This window comes from Gracilibacillus marinus, from assembly GCF_042651725.1.
Taxonomy (GTDB): Bacteria; Bacillota; Bacilli; order Bacillales; family Amphibacillaceae; genus Gracilibacillus; species Gracilibacillus marinus.
Map to the genome: position 1 here is coordinate 93,919 of NZ_JBHSDV010000005.1, position 17,762 is coordinate 111,680.

The window sequence follows — 17,762 nt, forward strand, 5'->3', positions numbered from 1 at the left end:
TACCTTTTTCCTGAAAATCCACTTTTTCAAGCGATTTTTGCTTGGAAAAGTTAGTTGAAGGAAAAAGCCCATGGAAAGGGGAGTGGGCAAGCCGGAGCGGGTCATACGCACACAAATCGTTTCAAACTCACCAATTAAAGTGAGGTCAAAATATTCTTTCATTGCAAAACATCCGTTATGCCCTAATCTAATCTTTAACTGTTTTATTAATAAATATATGGTCTGTTCAAACCCATCATGCCTGCACTTCCAAACATTGTAGAGCTTCACTAAGCGAAGGCGCACACTCCCACTCCTATGGGATACTTTTTCCTGAAAATCCACTTTTTCAAGCGATTTTTGCTTGGAAAAGTTAGTTGAAGGAAAAAGCCCATGGAAAGGGGAGTGGGCAAGCCGGAGCGGGATATTAGCACACAAATCATTTCACACAATAACTAGTCGCATATCATCCTTGAATTGCCAAACAATACTTATGATATTATTCAAGTTTTGTGTAAAAAAATAACCTATTTTCTCAAAATTTTGTCCATCTTTTTTCCTTTGGCTAATTCATCAATTAATTTATCTAAATATCTAATTTCTCTCATTGTATCCTCTTCTATTTCTTCAATTCTCACACCACAAATCACACCTTTAATCAGGCCACGAGAAGGATTTAGTTCAGGTGCTTTATTAAAAAATGTTTCAAAATCTATTTCATTTTTTAGAATATCATCTAATTCCTCTGAGCTATACCCTGTCAACCAAGAGATAATCGTATCCACTTCTTCCTTTGTTCGCCCTTTTCGTTCTGCCTTATTAATATAGTGTGGATATACAGACGCAAATCTCATTGCGTAAATTTTGTGCTTTGTCATATCTCTTCCACCCTTTCTACTTCCTTCTTATTTACTTCATCGTATCACTTCCTATTCCACATAGTAAAGACTACTCATTCCAATAAATTAATGCTATGATGAAGTCGATCATACATTTAGGAGGGATTGTTATGTTTAAAAAAATTGCTAGTGATGCATTAGGTCTTAGTGACATCGGAAAAATCATTCGACAAGAAGACTTCGACAAAACAGAATCTGATGATTACGTTCTACATGAAGATGGGGAGAAAATTCACTTTCTAATTAAATCAAAATCAGATGAGTATTGCTTCACAAACCTTGCATTGATACATTTAGATGGTGAGAAAGCAACAAGTAGTAAACGTAATATTTACCGTTATGATTATTATCGTTATCCAATTGCGAATGTGTCTGTCGAAACAGCAGGAACCATTGATTTAGATTTGGAAATCAAATTCACAATCGGTGGACATCCTATTTCCGTGGACATCGATAAGAAAGAAGGTGTAGCCATTGCAGACTTGTATAAATCACTTGTCGCAATTGCAAGTATTCAAGACACCAATGAACGAAAAAAAGATTATGCGAAAGATAGCTTAGATACTGCACGAAGTCTATTTTCCGATAACCGATTCCATGATAGTGCCATTTCAGATCAATTCGAACAAGCCACAAGATTTGCTTACGAATGGCTAAATCAATCCTATAATGAGAATACAAAAAAAGACTTTAGTGATATATTTACTAAATACATTCAAAATTAAGCATGTATCGTTTAGGATATGAATAATCATTAGTATAAAAGCAAGTATGTCATATGTACATACTTGCTTTTTTTGCATATGTATACTAATTTTCACATCAAATAGGAAAAAGAAGAAAAGGAGTTGTTTGTATGAATCAAGCTCCATGTATCATCGTTCGTGGATTTGGTGAAGTATTGGTAGAACCAAACCAAGCAGAAGTTATTTTAGGCGTTCAAACGATGAACAGAAATGCAAGTGAAGCACAACAGCAAAATGCTCAAACAATCAATCAGGTGATTCAGAGTATTGTACAACTTGGTATTCCACAACAGCACATTCAAACAGTGAATTACAGTATTTTCCCTCAATATGATTATATAGATGGAAAACAGCACTTCAGAGGATATCAAGTTACACATGAACTCCGCGTCATTATTTCACAAATATCTATACTTGGTAACGTAATTGATGAAGTAACAAAAGCAGGTGTGAATCAATTCAATCAAGTTACATTTTCGATTAGTCAACAAGAGTACTATTATCAACAAGCACTTATTCTCGCATTAACAAACGCATATAACAAAGCACATGCGCTTACCCACTCATTACAACCATTTTCTACACTATATCCTGCCAAAATAATAGAGCTAATCAATCCATCCATGTCACCATACCAAGCCAAAACATTCCAAGCAGAGCAAGCGACATCGATTGCTGCGGGTCAACTTTCTGTTCAAGCAGAACTAGAAGTAACTTACTTACTTTATAATTAATAGATTTTTGATTGATTCATCAAGAGAAAAGCTTGCGAGCGACGAAAGGATTCCCCATATCACGGCGGAATCCTGTTCGCTACAATCGAATCCCATCCTTCAATAGTTTACAGTGATTCATTTAGATTTCAATATCCATTTCCATATTAAGTCTACACAGCTACCTTTTTTATTCTTCAGCAAATTCCTTCTTTATTTCTTTCAATAAGATATCATTTGTAAGGATATCGAAGCCTGTTAATGCTAAAGCTTTTGCACCTTTCAATAATGCTGCATCTCCCTTTGGAGAGACTGCTGCTTCACGAAATGCTACAGTATGAGGAGATACACTAACATCTGCAATTTGAATAAACGGATGTATTGTTGGGACAACTTGACTGATATTACCTGCATCTGTAGAGCCAATACCACCCGCTCTTTCTTCAAATACTTCGCCCTGTTCGATAATACGCCTTTTATATACGGTATCAAATGCATGATTTAATTTAAAATGATCTACACCATTTTGAATCTTAGTTATTTTTACAGTTGATCCTGTTGCAAGTGCAGCTCCATTAGCAATGTTATTAACTTTTTCTGTAATTACATCGCATGCTTCTCTAGTATTTGCTCGTATAAAGAAACGTGCACGTGCATATTCTGGAACAATATTCGCTGCATCTCCGCCATTCATGATGATACCATGAATTCGTACATCATCTGTAACATGTTGACGCAGTGCATTGATTCCATTATATAATTGAATGACACCATCTAATGCATTAATTCCTTTTTCAGGATTTGCAGCCGCATGTGCTGGTTTACCAAAGAATTCATAATCAATGGGATCTACCGCAAGTGTTGGCGCAGTACCAGCAGTCTTGTCAAATGGATGTATCATCATACAAACATCCATATCTTGTACAAGTTCATAACGTACAAAAGTACCCTTTGCGCTACCATTCGGCCCACCTTCTTCTGCTGGTGTACCAAATACAGCAATTTCTCCACCTATTTCGTCAATTACTTTACTCAAGGCGATTGCAGCAGCTACACTTAATGTTCCAATAATGTTATGTCCACAAGCATGCCCTAGTCCTTGTAATGCATCATACTCTGCTAAAAAACCAATCTTCGGTCCAGGTTTGTTAGAGGACTTTCGTGCAATAAATGCAGTTTCATGCTCAGGAATACCTTTTTGTACTGTAAATCCTTCCTCTGATAGTGTATGACGTAATAATTCAGATGCAAAAAACTCTTCATTTCCAATCTCTGGTTTTGCATGTATTTGATGACTGATAGAGATATAATTTTCTTTATTTTTTTCAATATAATCGAGAATATGATGTTCTAATTGTTCTGTCATTTTTAATATCTTCCTTTCTATATAACGTGACAACATTCTAAATTCAGACTAGTCTAGTATAAGTATAAAAAAGTAGGGATAGATCCTGACAAATCAGTCTCGTATCCCTTATTATCTCTTACCATCCAATTTGTTCTAAAGGTACAAATGTCGGAATTAGTGAATCATTAAATACTTCTTTAATATGATTCGCAACTTCTTCTGTTTGGAATATTTCTACAATCTTTTGAAATTCTTCTTTGTCTTTCTCATCCCCACGTACTGCAATAATATTAATATATGGTGCAGCATTATCATCCTCAATAAAAATTGCATCTTGTACAGGAATAAAACCTGCTTCTACAGCAACACCATTGTTAATAATAGATGCCGTTACATCTGGTAGAACTCTTGGTGTTTGTGCAGCTACAACTGGTACAAATTCAATATTTTTAGGATTTTCTGTGATGGATGATAAATCACCATTTCCATCAAAACCTTCTTCAAGTGTAATTAAGCCTGCTTGTTCTGCTAATAACAATGCGCGTCCCATGTTCGTCGCTTCTTGTGGTAGTGCGATTTTCGCATTATTTGGCACTTCACTAATATCTTTGATTTTTTCAGAATAGAAACCCATTGGTGCAATTAATGTTGTTGCGATTGGAACTAAATCAATATTTCTTTCTTCAATAAATGAATCAAAATAGGAAACGGTTTGAAATGCATTTAAATCAATATCACCATCTGCTAAAGCCATATTTGGTCGTACATAATCAGCGAATTCGATTAGTTCTAAGTTAATGCCTTCCTCTTTCGCTTTCTCTTTTACAAATTCCCAAATAGGGACTCCAGATCCATTTAATCCTACTTTTAATGTTACTTCCTCTTCTTTACTCGCTTCTTTTCCACATCCTACTAAAATACCAATAATAGATAATATAGCTACTGCTACTATCAAAGTTCTTCTTTTCATGTGTATGTCTCCTATCTTCTTCTAGATGTTTTTGATAATTTATTTCCAAATGATTGCACAAGTTGTACGAATACAACTAATAATAATACAGTGACAATCATAATATCTGTTTCAAAACGTTGATATCCATATGCGATCGCTAAGTCACCTAAGCCACCACCACCTACAGCACCTGCCATTGCGGAAGCACCGATTAAACCAATTGTTGCGATGGTTATATTAAGAATTAATGAACTAAATGCTTCTGGAACTAACACACGAAATATAATCTGATGAGGTTTTGCCCCCATTGCTTCCGCTGCTTCGATGACTCCTGGTGAGACTTCTAATAAGCTACTTTCCACCAACCTTGCGATATATGGCGCTGCATATACAACTAATGGCACTACTGCAGCTGCTGTTCCTATTGTTGTACCAATTATAATTCTAGTAAATGGAATAATTGCTACCATTAAAATAATAAAAGGAATGGATCGTAAAAAGTTAATCACTCCATTTAATATGAAAAAGAAAGTTTGGTTTCCAATTATATTTCCTGGTCTTGTAATAACTAAAATAATTCCAAGCGGGATACCAATAAGTAAAGAAAATAATAGTGAAAAGCCAACCATTTGTAATGTTTGTATCGTTGCTTCCCATATATTTGGCCAAAATGTCGATAATTTAATATCCATTCTCTTTCACCTCCTCTATTGATACGCGTTGTTTCATGTATTCATAGGCTGCTTCTATCTCAACTGTCGCACCTTGTAACTCAACAATTAAATTTCCAAAAGGTTGATGTTGTAATTCAATGATTTGTCCAAATAATATGTTTGTATGCACATCGAACTTCTTAGCAACTTCAGAAATTAAAGGAATCTCTGTAGAATCTTCGACAAATATTAATCGATATACTTTACTATTATCTTTAGGATGATATATCTTCTCTAAGACAGATGCAGGTAGCTCATCATTCATCACTGTTTTTACAAAATTGCGAGTTGTCTGTTGCTTTGGATTTGAAAATACATCAAAAATGGTCCCTTCTTCAATTACCTTTCCATTTTCCATCACAGCAACTTTGTCACATATTTCTTTAATGACTTGCATTTCGTGTGTAATCATTAAAATGGTAATATGGTATTCTTCTCTTACTTTTCTTAATAAATCTAGTATGGAACTAGTTGTTTGTGGATCTAATGCAGACGTTGCTTCATCACACAACAGTATTTCAGGGTCTGTAGCTAATGCTCTTGCTATACCGACACGTTGCTTTTGCCCACCAGATAATTGCTCTGGGTAATGATTTGCTTTGTCAGCTAGTCCAACAAATTCTAGTAATGATTCTACTTTTCTTTTGATTTCTTGTTTTGGTACACCTGCTAGTGATAAAGGAAACCCCACATTATGAAAGACTGTTTTTGATTCTAATAGATTAAAATGTTGAAAAATCATTCCAATCTTTCGACGCACATCTCGTAATTCCTTTTGAGATAATGTGAGTAAATCTTTTTGGTTAACTAGTATCTTTCCTTCTGTTGGTCTTTCAAGTAAATTCACACATCTGATTAATGTACTTTTACCCGCTCCACTAAAACCAATTACACCGAATATTTCTCCACGTTGTACAACTAAGTTTACATCGTTGACAGCTGTAATTGTTTTATCATTAGTTGTATACTTTTTTGTCACATGCTGGAAGTCAATCATTGTTATCACTCTTTCTGAAAATTTGTAGGATTCTTAGTTGAGGAAATAGTCAAATAATTATTTATATAAAAATTACTTATTTTATGCAATAAAAAAATCCCCACTTCAAGATAAGAAGAGGAGATTCGTTATACGTATAGTCTCTTTAGCTCTTCTTATCTTTCAAGTAACATTTCTTGTATACTTGATGGAATTGGCACGCTCTTTTTATTCAATATATTGAATAAAACCCGTTGCCGAGGTTTCACAGGGCCAGTCCCTCCACCTCTCTAGATAAGAATCATGATGTATGATTGTATGAAATTTTTTGTGAATGTTGTAATTCTATTAGAAATATAATTGATTGTCAATGCAATTAGTTAAATTTAAATTTTGGAAATTTTCAGTATTTTTATTTTGTAATCGCTATCCATATAGAAATACTAGGTTTTTATATCCAAAGAAAAATGGCGTAGATTTTTTTGTTTCCATTAATAATCCACACCATTTTGTTTATCAATTAAACTTAACCTATATAAACTTTTGCAATTTCTTATTCTGTCATTTCGCTAAATTCATGTACCCACACTCTCATTTTAGGGACCCATGGCATACCTGGATGCATTGCAAGAATAGATTCTTTATATTGTTCCAAATTCTCATATCCTTCTCTTAACGCATCCTCGTCTGTTAGCTCACCTAGCGTTTGTTCGTACACTCGATCAATTTGAAATGAACGATTTTCTAATACCATAATCTCACCGATATCTGCATATCGACCATTTCTTCTCGTAGCTGTTTTTTTTCCTTCTAATACTTTATCTATATCTGATTGAATTGTAATCAAACGGTCGATGGAGCAAGTTTTTGGTGGTAAGGAATTATTTTGTTTCGATTCCATTCATATGACACCTACCTTTATATTCTCTCACCCATTTTACCCGTTTCTCAGTCTATAGACAAATAGGAATACTTATGCACGCAATCGAATCTCACATTTAGGTAATGGTGGTATATCATTATTGTCATACTCAAATTTCTGTTTAGGATAAGTAAATGCTAATTGTTGTACGAAAAATTTTATTGTTGTTTTCAATATATCTACTGTAATCCATTCTCCTGCACATCGATGACCAATCAGATATTCGCCACCACCTTGTGGAATGAAATCAAATGGACTTCTGCTCCAATCATGGAATCGTGATGGTTGAAATTGGTTTGGATTTTCCCATATAGCAGGATCATGATTTGTCCCGTATAAATCTAATAAAGTAAGTGTACCTTCTTCAAATACATACCCATTCCAAGTAAATGTCTCTTTCACTCTTGCTCCTGCAAATGGGAAGAAAGGATAAAATCTTCTTACTTCCTGAATGAAATTTGTTACTTGTTTCTCATCATCTATATTCATTTGGGCAACTTCGTCTTTATTGTCATGCATCGCAAGCATCAATAAATCAATATAGACAGCAATTGCAACGATTGGACGTAATAAGTTCAATAGTTCCACTGCTACGATCTGTTTATCGAGTAATTCTCCATCTAGATCTTTGTGAAAAGAAAATTGGTATAGTGGTGCACTTTCGGAAATACTTACTTTTCCTGACCGTACTTTTTCTATCCAATCTTCCATCCATTCCTCCATCTTTGATCTTGAATAGCGCGACTTCCAATGTTTTGGTCCAATCGATGCTGCTTTTTCAAACATATCTGCTAATTCGTCTGACCACTTATCCGCTTCTGTATCCTCTACCGGAATCTCTACCCACTTCATTGCCACCCTTGTTAAAACGGATTTTGCCTTCTCATATACTACAATATTTTCATCTTGTATCTGACGAAATTCTTTCTCCCATTCTTCTTTCGTTAATTGCTTGAGTTGTTGTAATTTTTCTTCTGTCATAAGAGACATAAACATTGCTTTCCGATGGTGATGGGGCGCATCATCTAATCCTTGCACACCACCTTCTCCAAATAAAGTTTTTTTCACTCTGCTTGGAGCAGCATCTTTCCTAGTGAATTTTGTTTCATCATAAAATAATTCCGCTTCTTCTTTACCAACTAAACAAATCGCTTTTTCACCAAGTAAATGTGTTTCAAACACTCTTGAATCGAACTTTTCCTTTCGATTCATAATAAAATGATAGCCTTCTTTTAACAATTGAATCGTATGATCGATACCTTTTTCTTTAGGCATTGGATGGTTGTTTTCCATTTATATAACTCTCCTTTTAGCTGTTTAGTATTATATTCCCCAAAAAGCGAGAGAAAAACGAAAGAATAGAATCACAATCAATTCCATTTTTAACATACAAAAAAATAGCTCCTGCAATATACAGAAGCTATCTCTTTCTATTTTCATTAAGAAGGAATAGTATCATTAAAAAGTAGACCTTCCTCACCTAAATGAATGATCTTTAATCTATTCGTATCTTTGACCAATACGGTTTTATACACTTTTTCGTCATTCTCATCAATAAAGAACATTACTCGTGTATGTGGATTATCTTCTTCTATTTTCATTTCGTACGCATCCACATCAATATGTTCTTTAATAATAGCTAATTCTTTCTGTTCTTCCGATTCGTTTGCTGTATTTTCTACTTCTGTTTCCTCATCTTCTTGTGTCGTTGCATCTACTTTCACTTCTTCTGCACTTCCATTATTATCTGCACTACACGCTGCAAGTAGTAATAAAAGTAGGCTAAGTCCTATAACCTTTTTCATTTCAATCAACCTTTCTGATGTCTTAAAAAAATCCTCACATACTCATTATTCGATGAGTGGATTATTTTTATGTCTCTACATCTATATATTCCCCTATTTTAAGAAAATACACGTAAGGCTTCATCTTTTAAAAAGGTTATAGATAAGCAAACAACGTCTTAGATAGAACTATATTCAAACCAATCAAAATATGCTTTGTTGTCTGACTTTTCTCCATTACTACTTGCATATAAGCCAATTTGAGTACCAACAAAGCCCCCCGCTACATCTGTACTCAAAATTCGCCCATCTATCTGATCACAAAGTAATTGATAGTTAGCTTGACTTTCTCCATAATAAAAGGATAAATCTTGGCCAAATGCTACAACCTTTAAATAGATTTTATCATGTTGTACTGGTGCTTGGTGTAGGATAGATTCCTCTCCATTTTCACATTTGATTAATGTAATGATCGTCTCGTTGTGTGCATTTGTTACAACAAATCTGTAATGATATTCACTACTTTGCAGAAGAACAACCCCCGCTTCTTCATGTTTAGTTTCTGGGGAGAATTCCATACACGTAGAAGTGGTAAATTGAATATGTTGTTGTTTACGCAATAGAATACTTGGATGTTCTAATTTAGTAATTGCTTCAGGTCGAAGATATAAGGAAACAAAACCTTCTCGCTCTGTAAGACTATACGATTCTTCTTTAGGCGTACGTAGTAGATTCCATTTCATATTTAATTCCTTGTCGTCAAAATGGTCACATAAATCTTCTACAACGATTTCACCTTGTGGGAGATTTGGAATCTTGTATTCCATCTCTAACTTCCCACTGCCCGGACTAAAAATTGGCCAACCATCTTCCCATGTTACTGGAAGAAGATATGTTTCTCTACCAAGGTTTCTATAATAACCACCGTAGATTCTTGATGCTAAAGCTACTGCCCACCATTCTCCATTTTGTGTTTGTACTAAATCACTATGTCCAACATTTACAATTGGATATTCTTTTCCTAAATGACGATGTGTCAAAATAGGATTACCTGGATTACCAACATACGGCCCTTTAATCTGCTCACTTCTAGCAACAGAACATGCATGATGATGTCCAGTACCTGCTTCAGATATGAGTAAATAATACATCCCATCTACTTTGTAAATATGTGGTCCCTCCGGCCAAATTACGTCCCTTAGTGCCCCACGCCATAATCCGACAGGCTCTCCAATTAATTGTTTGGTTTCTAAATCCAATTCTTGAATCCATACTTCCCAATTCCCACTATACTTCTCACCTTCTGGCGCAGGTCTTGTACCATGATAATAGACTTTTCCATCATCATCAAAAAATAATGATGGATCAATACCAGGTGCATTTAGATAATATGGATCTGACCATGGACCCGCTGGATCTGTTGCTGTAACAAAGAAATTCCCACCATGTCCTACATTTGTTGTAATCATATAAAAGACACCATCATGATAACGAATCGTCGGTGCGAAGATTCCTTGAGATTGACGTTGGCCATCTAATGGCAATTGCGATGGTCGATCAAGTACATGTCCGATTTGTTTCCAATTCACTAAATCCTTACTATGGAAAATTGGTACACCGGGATAATTTGTAAATGATGATGTTACTAAATAATAATCTTCCTCTACTCTACAGATAGAAGGGTCTGGATAAAAGCCAGGCAAAATTGGGTTTTTAAATGTTTTCATTATGTACACATCTCCTTATTGTATGATGAATATAAATTTGTAAACCTTTACATTTACACTTATAAATTGATAGTAAATCCTCACTACTTACTACCATAACAAAATACACACAATTTAAAACCTGACAATGTATAGATGTTTCTTTCAAAACTAGTACGCTTTTTTTATTTTATTTATAAATTTTTTTCCAAATGAAAAACAACGAACTTTTTAACATACAAAAGTTCGTTGTTCTATCGAGTGATTATTCTACTAAGTCTATATTCGCATTATCTAGTCTTAACTCAACGTTATCTTCCGTTAATTCCATAAATAATGCTTCTTCCTCAGGAGTAATTTCAATTAGAAATGGCACTGCACTATCTTTCTCTAATATCCCTATGAAATCCTCTGTTAATGCTACTGGTTCTGCATCAAAAATATACTCCCCACTCTTATTTCCAAATGTTAAATCAAAAGAAATGTTTCGAATAGGTGCGTCTAAACGATTGACTCCGATAAATAATACAGAACTACTATTATCATCAAAATAGACAATATCATGTGGATATACACTGAAATCATTAGGCAGCCCAGCTTTTGGGTCTGCTTTAATCACTTCATTCAATTGGCTATATAAATCATTATTTTCAACAGTAATTCCTGCCTCTTGATCTACTTTTTGGATTTGCAAAGTTAAATCTTCTATTTGTCTTGAAGCATCTCCTACTCCACTGTTATTTATACCTTCAGAAATAGTTCCTTCTTCTGTAGGAGTTTCCTCATCATTCATTACCGGTTCGTCTTCTTGTTGCATACACCCCACTAACCCTAGTGTAACAATTAAAAAAAAGCTTATTACTGTTTTTCTCATCTAATCTCTCCAATCATTATAAGAATAAGCAAAATTCTATCACAAAAAAATCACTATCTATCTTATGCTTTAGATTTTGAAAATGTAATTATTTTTTTGCTTTTCGAACTTTTAATTGTTTTCCTTTAATTGTTCGATGTTCCATTTCTTTTAAAACCAGCGGACCTTTGCCATTCAAAATATCTACATATGTCATCGTATCACTAATGGAAATAATTCCGATATCATCAGCAGTCATTCCTTCTATATTAGATAGTGTACCAACAAAATCAACTGCTCTTAATTTTTTCTTTTTTCCACCGTTGAAATACAATTTCATAATATCTTTATTTATTTTTTCTTGTTTACTTTGTTTCACTGTACGCTTTTTGTTCATTTTTTGATAAAACTTTTCTTCGGATTGTTGCACTAACCTTTTGCTCGGTCTTTCTGTTTCTTCTAATGCATATCCAATATATGCTTCAATTGCTTCCAGATACTTCTCTTCACGTTGTTCCATAAATGTAATGGCTTTACCGTTCTTCCCTGCACGACCTGTTCTACCAATTCGATGGACATAGGTTTCTTTCTCAAATGGAATATCATAATTAATTACTAATGAAATAGAATCAATATCTAATCCACGAGCGGCTACATCTGTAGCAATTAAATATCTGAACTTGCCTTCTTTAAAACCATTCATGACATAAAATCGTTCTTTTTGTTCTAAATCCCCATGCAAAAATTGACAAGCATAATCTGCCTTATGCAATTGTTCGTATACTTCATTTACTTGTACTTTTGTATTGCAAAAAATAATGCAACTATCGGGATTTTCCACTATCGTCATGTCTTTAAGTACGTCTAATTTGTCCCATTTTTCCACATGAACAATCGCATGCGAAATCGTATCTGTTGTTACTTTTGTTGAAATTTCAATTTTTTCTGGAGTTTTCATATATTGTTGGCATAACTGTTCAATTTCAACTGGTAATGTTGCTGAAAATAACATCGTAACGCGTTCTCTTGGTAGTTGCTGTAAGATATTATTTACTGTATCAATAAAGCCCATATTCAACATTTCATCCGCTTCATCAATAATAACGTATTTGACATGACTTACATCTAGTGTACCTCTCTCCAAATGATCTACCATTCTCCCCGGTGTACCCACGACTACATGTGTTTTTTGTTTCAATTGATTTATTTGGACATGAATGGGCTCTTTACCATACACAGGTACTGCCTTTATTCGCTTATATCTACCAATACTTGTTACCTCTTCACATACTTGAACAGCCAATTCTCTAGTTGGTGTGAGTATGATTGCCTGTGGCTTATTTTCTTCCCAGATGATATTTTCGCATGTAGGTATCACAAAAGCAGCTGTTTTGCCACTTCCTGTCTGAGATTTGACAATCACATCTTTTTTATCTAATACTTTTGGAATGACTTTCTGTTGTACTTCTGTTGGCTCAGTGTAATGCATTGCAGTCAATGCTTCTTCGATTTTTGGACTTAATTGATATGTTGAAAAGTTACTTGTTGTCATAATGTCCCTCATTTTCTATTCTTTTTTTTCTTATTATCTATGCGCTACTCTTAATATATCACACTTGCTTGATTGTCATCTTATTGAAGTACAATTGCATACAAACTCTAAATATTTATTATGTTATGAAGATTATATAAAGGGGTAGAACTATATAGAAAAAATAGATAATTATTTATGATTAAGAGACGAGGGATAACGATGCAATTACATAAAGGTGATTTATATTGGGATGAAACAAAGAAAGACACCACATATCTTACACTAGAGAAAGACGTTTGTACAGATACGTTAATTATTGGTGGCGGGATGACAGGTGCCATATTATCTCATGTTCTAGGGAAGTCAGGTCGAGAAGTAATGGTAGTAGACAAAGCTATTCCTGGATATGGTTCAAGCTGGGGAAATACTGGTATGATTCAATACAATTCAGATATGTTATTACATGATATGGCCAAGAAACATGGGAAGAAAAAGGCGGTTGATTTCTATCAATTAAGTATTGATGCAATGAATCAATTAGATTCAATTGTTGCTGAACTACCTGATGACGTTGGTTACTCACGGACACACAGTCTTTACTTAGCAAAAGAAAAAGATGATTTAGCTAGTATGAAAGATAATTATGCTATGTTAACCAATCACTCCTTTCCATGTGAATGGTTAACAGAAGAAAAATTGAAAAATGATTACAACATACATGCATATGGCGCCATCCGTACTGGAAATGACGCAGGCCTCAATCCATTTAAAATGGTACAAGCGATTCATAAATCTAATTTAAACAAAGGTATACCTATTTATCATGAATGTACTGTTGAGAAAATAGTGGAAGGTGACCAATTCTGTGTGTATACAGCAAATGGCCATAAGATTACATGTGAAAACCTTATTATAGCAACTGGTTATGCCAAAGATATGTACAAACCAATTGAAGAAATGGCGAAGCGAAATACCACCTATTCCTTCGTTACAAAACCACTTCAAGTGCCATTATGGGGGAATAAAGAAATGATTTGGGATAGTGCAACAGATTATTTATATTTCCGTGTGAATGAGGAAAATCGCTTAATCGCTGGAGGTATGGATGAGAGTGGAGCAGATCTTTCCACACATCAAGAAATAAAAGAAACGTGTGAAAAATTATTACAATCTGCCAAAAACTATTATCCTGATTTAAAAGCAGAAATTGATCATACATGGCAATCGGTATTTGGTGTATCTAAGGACGGTTTGCCTTTCATTGGACAAGATCCTGTAAATCCAAATAAGTATTTTGCATTAGGATTCGGTGGAAATGGTACATGTTATTCTGTAGCTGCAGCTATGATTATAAACGATTTCCTTCACAATCGAACACATCCATATGCATACACGACAGCATTTCCGAGAAGTTAAATTTATAGCTTCTTAATACGGAATAGTTTGATTTAATACTATGAAATTGGTATTCCTAACATATTTATTATATAATTGAGGGAAATAATGACATTTTCAACAATTAAATGTATAGGAGTTGTATAAATGGATTCATCAGATCGTTTTTTGAAATTTCTAGGTGGGAAAAATATCTTTTATTTTCTAGTCTTTCTCATCTTGATTGGTATAACCATATTTATTTATACAAAAGTTTCCTTTATCTTCAATCCGATTCAAATTATTTTAGGTACATTAGCACCACCAATTATTCTAGCATTTATCGCTTATTATTTATTAAATCCAATTGTAGATTTATTAGAGCGACTAAAAATCAAAAGAATCTGGGGAATTATTTTACTCATCCTCAGTATAAGTGGTGTGTTAACTGGAATTATCTTGCTAAGTGCACCTGCAATTGAATCACAGGTGAAAAGCCTTGTCGAGAATTTCCCAAGTTATTTGAATCAATTGGGTGACAGTACAAAAACGTGGATTCAAAATTCCTTCTTAGGTCCTTATTACGATGAAGGATATAAGTGGTTTATGGATCGATTCAGTGAACTACCTGAAATCATTGGTGGATTTATTTCAAGTGGATTTAAAGGAATACAGAATATTGCGAGTACAATAACGAATACAGTTGTGACAATTATTACATTCCCATTTGTACTATTTTTCTTATTAAAGGATGGAGAGAAATTCAAACACTTCATACTTAAATTATTTCCTCCTGCTTTTAGAAAAGATATTCGTTCTATTCTTTCTAATATGGATACACAAGTCGGCTCTTATATTCAGGGCCAAATCATTGTCGCTTCTGTAATTGGTATCCTCTTATTCATAGGATATCTCATCATTGGTTTAGACTATGCATTTACATTAGCTATTGTTGCTGCTGTGACAAGTGTCGTTCCATATTTAGGTCCGACCATCGCGATTATTCCTGCAGCAATTATCGCAATTGTTGATTCGCCATTTATGCTACTGAAATTAGCTATTGTATGGGTTGCAGTTCAATTCCTTGAAGGAAATTTTGTTTCCCCTAATATTATGGGGAAAACAATGCAAATTCACCCATTAACCATTATTCTAGTCTTACTTATTGCAGGTAACTTATTTGGAATTATTGGGGTTGTATTAGGAATCCCAGGATATGCAATAGTAAAGGTGATTGTAAGTTATGTCTTTGAAAAGTTCAAACTCCGTTACAACAGGTATTTTGGCGATGAACGTGGACGATACGAATTAGATGAATAAGAAAAAAGAAAGCATTAGTCAAATGAATGGCTAATGCTTTCTTTGTTTATGGCGTATAACCAAATCCTAAAATAGTAAATTGTTTATCTTCATCCCCTTCTTGCATTTTGATCTCCATTTCATGCTGCTCACTTGTTTCATTATTATATAAAAGTGTCGCATGACAATGTGTCCAGTTCACTTGGTGTGGATCTAATGTCTTTAACCGCTCCCCATCTACATATACTTCCGCTGTCCCAAATATGGGTTTATCTGAATCTTTAAATACAAGCATCAAATTACGACTTGTTATTGTCATACGAAACGAATGATTTCCTGTTTCTTTTGTACGCATCCAATTGTGAGGGAATTGTGGGGTTAATTCGTTGTCTGTATCACGCTCCACACATTGTAGCTCTGTATCAACTTCTACAAAACTTCCTTCTTCAATCACTGCAATATCGCTAATTTCTTTGCGATCTAATAACCTTATATTTGAAAAGGCATTCCCATATACTGGAGCTTTATCTAATTCCAAATCCTCTTCTGACCATTCTTGCTTGTCTATTTGTGTCCACAAATAATGCAGTGACTCTGCAATTATCTGATGTCCCTCATTCGTTGGATGATAAATATCATGGAAGAATTGTCTCTTGTTAATCACATTTCCTTCTGCTTTTGTTAAACGGAACTGGTCTACAACGGCATTTTTTATACTCACAATTGGTAAGTCATAATGTTCACCAATTATTTGTAGCCTATCTTGTAAATTCCAGTCATTCACAAATACATTGAATAATAATATAACTGCTGTTTTCTTTTGATGTGCTAATATTTTTAATACAAGACTTTCATAGCTCACACCTTTTGTTTCGTCGTCCCCATCATTTACTCCAAATTCTACAATTACAATATCAGGTTCTATTAATCCATCACTACATATATCTCGTTCATAACGAATGACCCCAAGTTGGGAAGGTGTACCACCAACACCAGCTTTCACATAATGAATATGATTTCCATTCTCAGAACCAAATAGTTGTTTAAACCGCTCATAAGATTGATATGCATAGCAGTTTTCTTGAATTGGATTCGCACTAGCACCTTGAGTAATAGACCCACCTATATAAGCGATGGTGACATCTTCCCCACTTTTTGCTTTTTCAATTGCTTTTTTTACACGATAGTTATTTCCAGTACGAACTAATGATTGCTTTATTAATTGGTGATAGTTATTTGAATGGAAATCCACTGGTTCCATCGATATCTCTGGAACAACATATGCATCATGTAAATACAATTTCACACTCACTTCTGTTACTGCATCACTTTTCTCAAAAGAAAAAACAAACTTACTTAAACGGTCGTCTTCTTCTGACCATTCCACATCCTCTAATGGAATAATCGTTTCTTTCTCCGTACTTAAACATTGTGCTTCTACTCTAGTAATAGATTCAGGTGGATTTGCTTTGTTCCAGACTTCTAATCGAACAATCGTGTCATCCTCTACATGATTCTTTCTGTTGATTTCAATGCCAATGCTATGCACTAATTTACGAAAACCCTTACAATTATGGAGTAATGCAATGATTTCTTCATCATATACACAACCAGTAAGCCGCGCTCTATGTATCACATGTCCTCTATCAGAATCCAATAATATTTCATTTTCTGCTACTGCCTTTACTTCTTGATTATATACAATATGAAAGTAACTTCGATTAGAACTATTTGTACGCATATTCGCACACCTTCCTTTCTTATTATCCTTTACCATAACAAATATATAGGAAATGGAAACCCTATAAGTTATAGATGTTTCTTTCATTTTTTATTATGTGAAGCGTCAATTATGGAAAGCTTTTTTAGAAGCCCATATTGCTCGATTAATTCATATATGACACTTCAAAAGACCGACTGTCACTTAATAGTTGGAATGACTAAACAAAAATAAAATCAAAAAG

The 17,762-nt window shown here is 34.2% G+C and carries 16 protein-coding genes and 1 riboswitch; of the genes, 4 read left to right on the top strand and 12 right to left on the bottom strand.

Features of this window, described 5'->3' with window-relative positions; translation table 11 throughout:
- Positions 1–506: 506 nt before the first annotated feature.
- Complete coding sequence (locus tag ACFOZ1_RS13985) at positions 507–857, bottom strand: DUF2200 domain-containing protein (protein ID WP_390200275.1); 351 nt, start codon at positions 855–857, stop codon at positions 507–509.
- Positions 858–988: 131 nt separating this feature from the next.
- Here ACFOZ1_RS13985 and ACFOZ1_RS13990 point away from each other — a divergent pair, with 131 nt between their 5' ends.
- Positions 989–1,603, top strand: coding sequence for a PH domain-containing protein (locus ACFOZ1_RS13990; protein ID WP_390200277.1), 615 nt, complete (start codon positions 989–991; stop codon positions 1,601–1,603).
- A 131-nt stretch (positions 1,604–1,734) separates the two neighbouring features.
- Positions 1,735–2,358, top strand: coding sequence for an SIMPL domain-containing protein (locus tag ACFOZ1_RS13995; RefSeq protein WP_390200279.1), 624 nt, complete (start codon positions 1,735–1,737; stop codon positions 2,356–2,358).
- Positions 2,359–2,527: 169 nt separating this feature from the next.
- On the opposite strand, the gene ACFOZ1_RS14000 is transcribed toward ACFOZ1_RS13995, so the two are convergent.
- The 10 genes from ACFOZ1_RS14000 to ACFOZ1_RS14045 all read right to left on the bottom strand — a co-directional run bounded on the left by ACFOZ1_RS14000 (position 2,528) and on the right by ACFOZ1_RS14045 (position 13,143).
- Positions 2,528–3,703, bottom strand: a complete 1,176-nt coding sequence (locus ACFOZ1_RS14000) for a M20 family metallopeptidase (RefSeq protein WP_390200280.1) — start codon at positions 3,701–3,703, stop codon at positions 2,528–2,530.
- 118 nt (positions 3,704–3,821) lie between these two features.
- Entirely contained in the window at positions 3,822–4,655 is an 834-nt protein-coding gene (locus tag ACFOZ1_RS14005) for a MetQ/NlpA family ABC transporter substrate-binding protein (RefSeq protein ID WP_390200281.1), read from the bottom strand.
- An 11-nt stretch (positions 4,656–4,666) separates the two neighbouring features.
- Positions 4,667–5,329 (bottom strand): methionine ABC transporter permease, encoded by a 663-nt coding sequence (locus ACFOZ1_RS14010; RefSeq protein WP_390200283.1) that lies wholly within the window; start codon positions 5,327–5,329, stop codon positions 4,667–4,669.
- Positions 5,319–6,347, bottom strand: a complete 1,029-nt coding sequence (locus ACFOZ1_RS14015) for a methionine ABC transporter ATP-binding protein (protein ID WP_390200285.1) — start codon at positions 6,345–6,347, stop codon at positions 5,319–5,321. The genes ACFOZ1_RS14010 and ACFOZ1_RS14015 overlap by 11 nt, the downstream gene beginning before the upstream one ends.
- Positions 6,348–6,499: 152 nt before the next feature.
- Positions 6,500–6,627, bottom strand: a riboswitch (SAM riboswitch).
- Between the two features lie 252 nt (positions 6,628–6,879).
- Complete coding sequence (locus ACFOZ1_RS14020; protein WP_390200287.1) at positions 6,880–7,227, bottom strand: ASCH domain-containing protein; 348 nt, start codon at positions 7,225–7,227, stop codon at positions 6,880–6,882.
- A 72-nt stretch (positions 7,228–7,299) separates the two neighbouring features.
- The gene (locus ACFOZ1_RS14025) at positions 7,300–8,541 is read right to left on the bottom strand and encodes a cytochrome P450 (RefSeq protein WP_390200289.1); all 1,242 of its coding nucleotides are present in this window, start codon (positions 8,539–8,541) and stop codon (positions 7,300–7,302) included.
- Positions 8,542–8,687: 146 nt separating this feature from the next.
- Entirely contained in the window at positions 8,688–9,053 is a 366-nt protein-coding gene (locus tag ACFOZ1_RS14030) for a hypothetical protein (RefSeq protein ID WP_390200291.1), read from the bottom strand.
- A gap of 158 nt (positions 9,054–9,211) precedes the next feature.
- A complete protein-coding gene (locus tag ACFOZ1_RS14035) occupies positions 9,212–10,759 on the bottom strand; it encodes a glycoside hydrolase family 43 protein (protein WP_390200292.1) in 1,548 nt (515 codons plus the stop codon).
- 244 nt (positions 10,760–11,003) lie between these two features.
- Entirely contained in the window at positions 11,004–11,612 is a 609-nt protein-coding gene (locus tag ACFOZ1_RS14040) for a hypothetical protein (RefSeq protein WP_390200294.1), read from the bottom strand.
- Between the two features lie 88 nt (positions 11,613–11,700).
- Positions 11,701–13,143 (bottom strand): DEAD/DEAH box helicase, encoded by a 1,443-nt coding sequence (locus ACFOZ1_RS14045; RefSeq protein WP_390200296.1) that lies wholly within the window; start codon positions 13,141–13,143, stop codon positions 11,701–11,703.
- A gap of 201 nt (positions 13,144–13,344) precedes the next feature.
- On the opposite strand from ACFOZ1_RS14045, the gene ACFOZ1_RS14050 reads away from it, so the two are divergent.
- Positions 13,345–14,541, top strand: a complete 1,197-nt coding sequence (locus ACFOZ1_RS14050) for an NAD(P)/FAD-dependent oxidoreductase (RefSeq protein ID WP_390200298.1) — start codon at positions 13,345–13,347, stop codon at positions 14,539–14,541.
- 126 nt (positions 14,542–14,667) lie between these two features.
- Positions 14,668–15,819, top strand: a complete 1,152-nt coding sequence (locus tag ACFOZ1_RS14055; protein WP_390200300.1) for an AI-2E family transporter — start codon at positions 14,668–14,670, stop codon at positions 15,817–15,819.
- 46 nt (positions 15,820–15,865) lie between these two features.
- On the opposite strand, the gene ACFOZ1_RS14060 is transcribed toward ACFOZ1_RS14055, so the two are convergent.
- Positions 15,866–17,539, bottom strand: coding sequence for an SGNH/GDSL hydrolase family protein (locus ACFOZ1_RS14060; RefSeq protein WP_390200301.1), 1,674 nt, complete (start codon positions 17,537–17,539; stop codon positions 15,866–15,868).
- Positions 17,540–17,762 lie beyond the last annotated feature (223 nt).

Coding starts and splice junctions, on each gene's coding strand:
- ACFOZ1_RS13985 (WP_390200275.1), bottom strand. CDS start 857: ATGACAAAGCACAAAATTTACGCAATGAGATTTGCGTCTGTATATCCA.
- ACFOZ1_RS13990 (WP_390200277.1), top strand. CDS start 989: ATGTTTAAAAAAATTGCTAGTGATGCATTAGGTCTTAGTGACATCGGA.
- ACFOZ1_RS13995 (WP_390200279.1), top strand. CDS start 1,735: ATGAATCAAGCTCCATGTATCATCGTTCGTGGATTTGGTGAAGTATTG.
- ACFOZ1_RS14000 (WP_390200280.1), bottom strand. CDS start 3,703: ATGACAGAACAATTAGAACATCATATTCTCGATTATATTGAAAAAAAT.
- ACFOZ1_RS14005 (WP_390200281.1), bottom strand. CDS start 4,655: ATGAAAAGAAGAACTTTGATAGTAGCAGTAGCTATATTATCTATTATT.
- ACFOZ1_RS14010 (WP_390200283.1), bottom strand. CDS start 5,329: ATGGATATTAAATTATCGACATTTTGGCCAAATATATGGGAAGCAACG.
- ACFOZ1_RS14015 (WP_390200285.1), bottom strand. CDS start 6,347: ATGATTGACTTCCAGCATGTGACAAAAAAGTATACAACTAATGATAAA.
- ACFOZ1_RS14020 (WP_390200287.1), bottom strand. CDS start 7,227: ATGGAATCGAAACAAAATAATTCCTTACCACCAAAAACTTGCTCCATC.
- ACFOZ1_RS14025 (WP_390200289.1), bottom strand. CDS start 8,541: ATGGAAAACAACCATCCAATGCCTAAAGAAAAAGGTATCGATCATACG.
- ACFOZ1_RS14030 (WP_390200291.1), bottom strand. CDS start 9,053: ATGAAAAAGGTTATAGGACTTAGCCTACTTTTATTACTACTTGCAGCG.
- ACFOZ1_RS14035 (WP_390200292.1), bottom strand. CDS start 10,759: ATGAAAACATTTAAAAACCCAATTTTGCCTGGCTTTTATCCAGACCCT.
- ACFOZ1_RS14040 (WP_390200294.1), bottom strand. CDS start 11,612: ATGAGAAAAACAGTAATAAGCTTTTTTTTAATTGTTACACTAGGGTTA.
- ACFOZ1_RS14045 (WP_390200296.1), bottom strand. CDS start 13,143: ATGACAACAAGTAACTTTTCAACATATCAATTAAGTCCAAAAATCGAA.
- ACFOZ1_RS14050 (WP_390200298.1), top strand. CDS start 13,345: ATGCAATTACATAAAGGTGATTTATATTGGGATGAAACAAAGAAAGAC.
- ACFOZ1_RS14055 (WP_390200300.1), top strand. CDS start 14,668: ATGGATTCATCAGATCGTTTTTTGAAATTTCTAGGTGGGAAAAATATC.
- ACFOZ1_RS14060 (WP_390200301.1), bottom strand. CDS start 17,539: ATGCGTACAAATAGTTCTAATCGAAGTTACTTTCATATTGTATATAAT.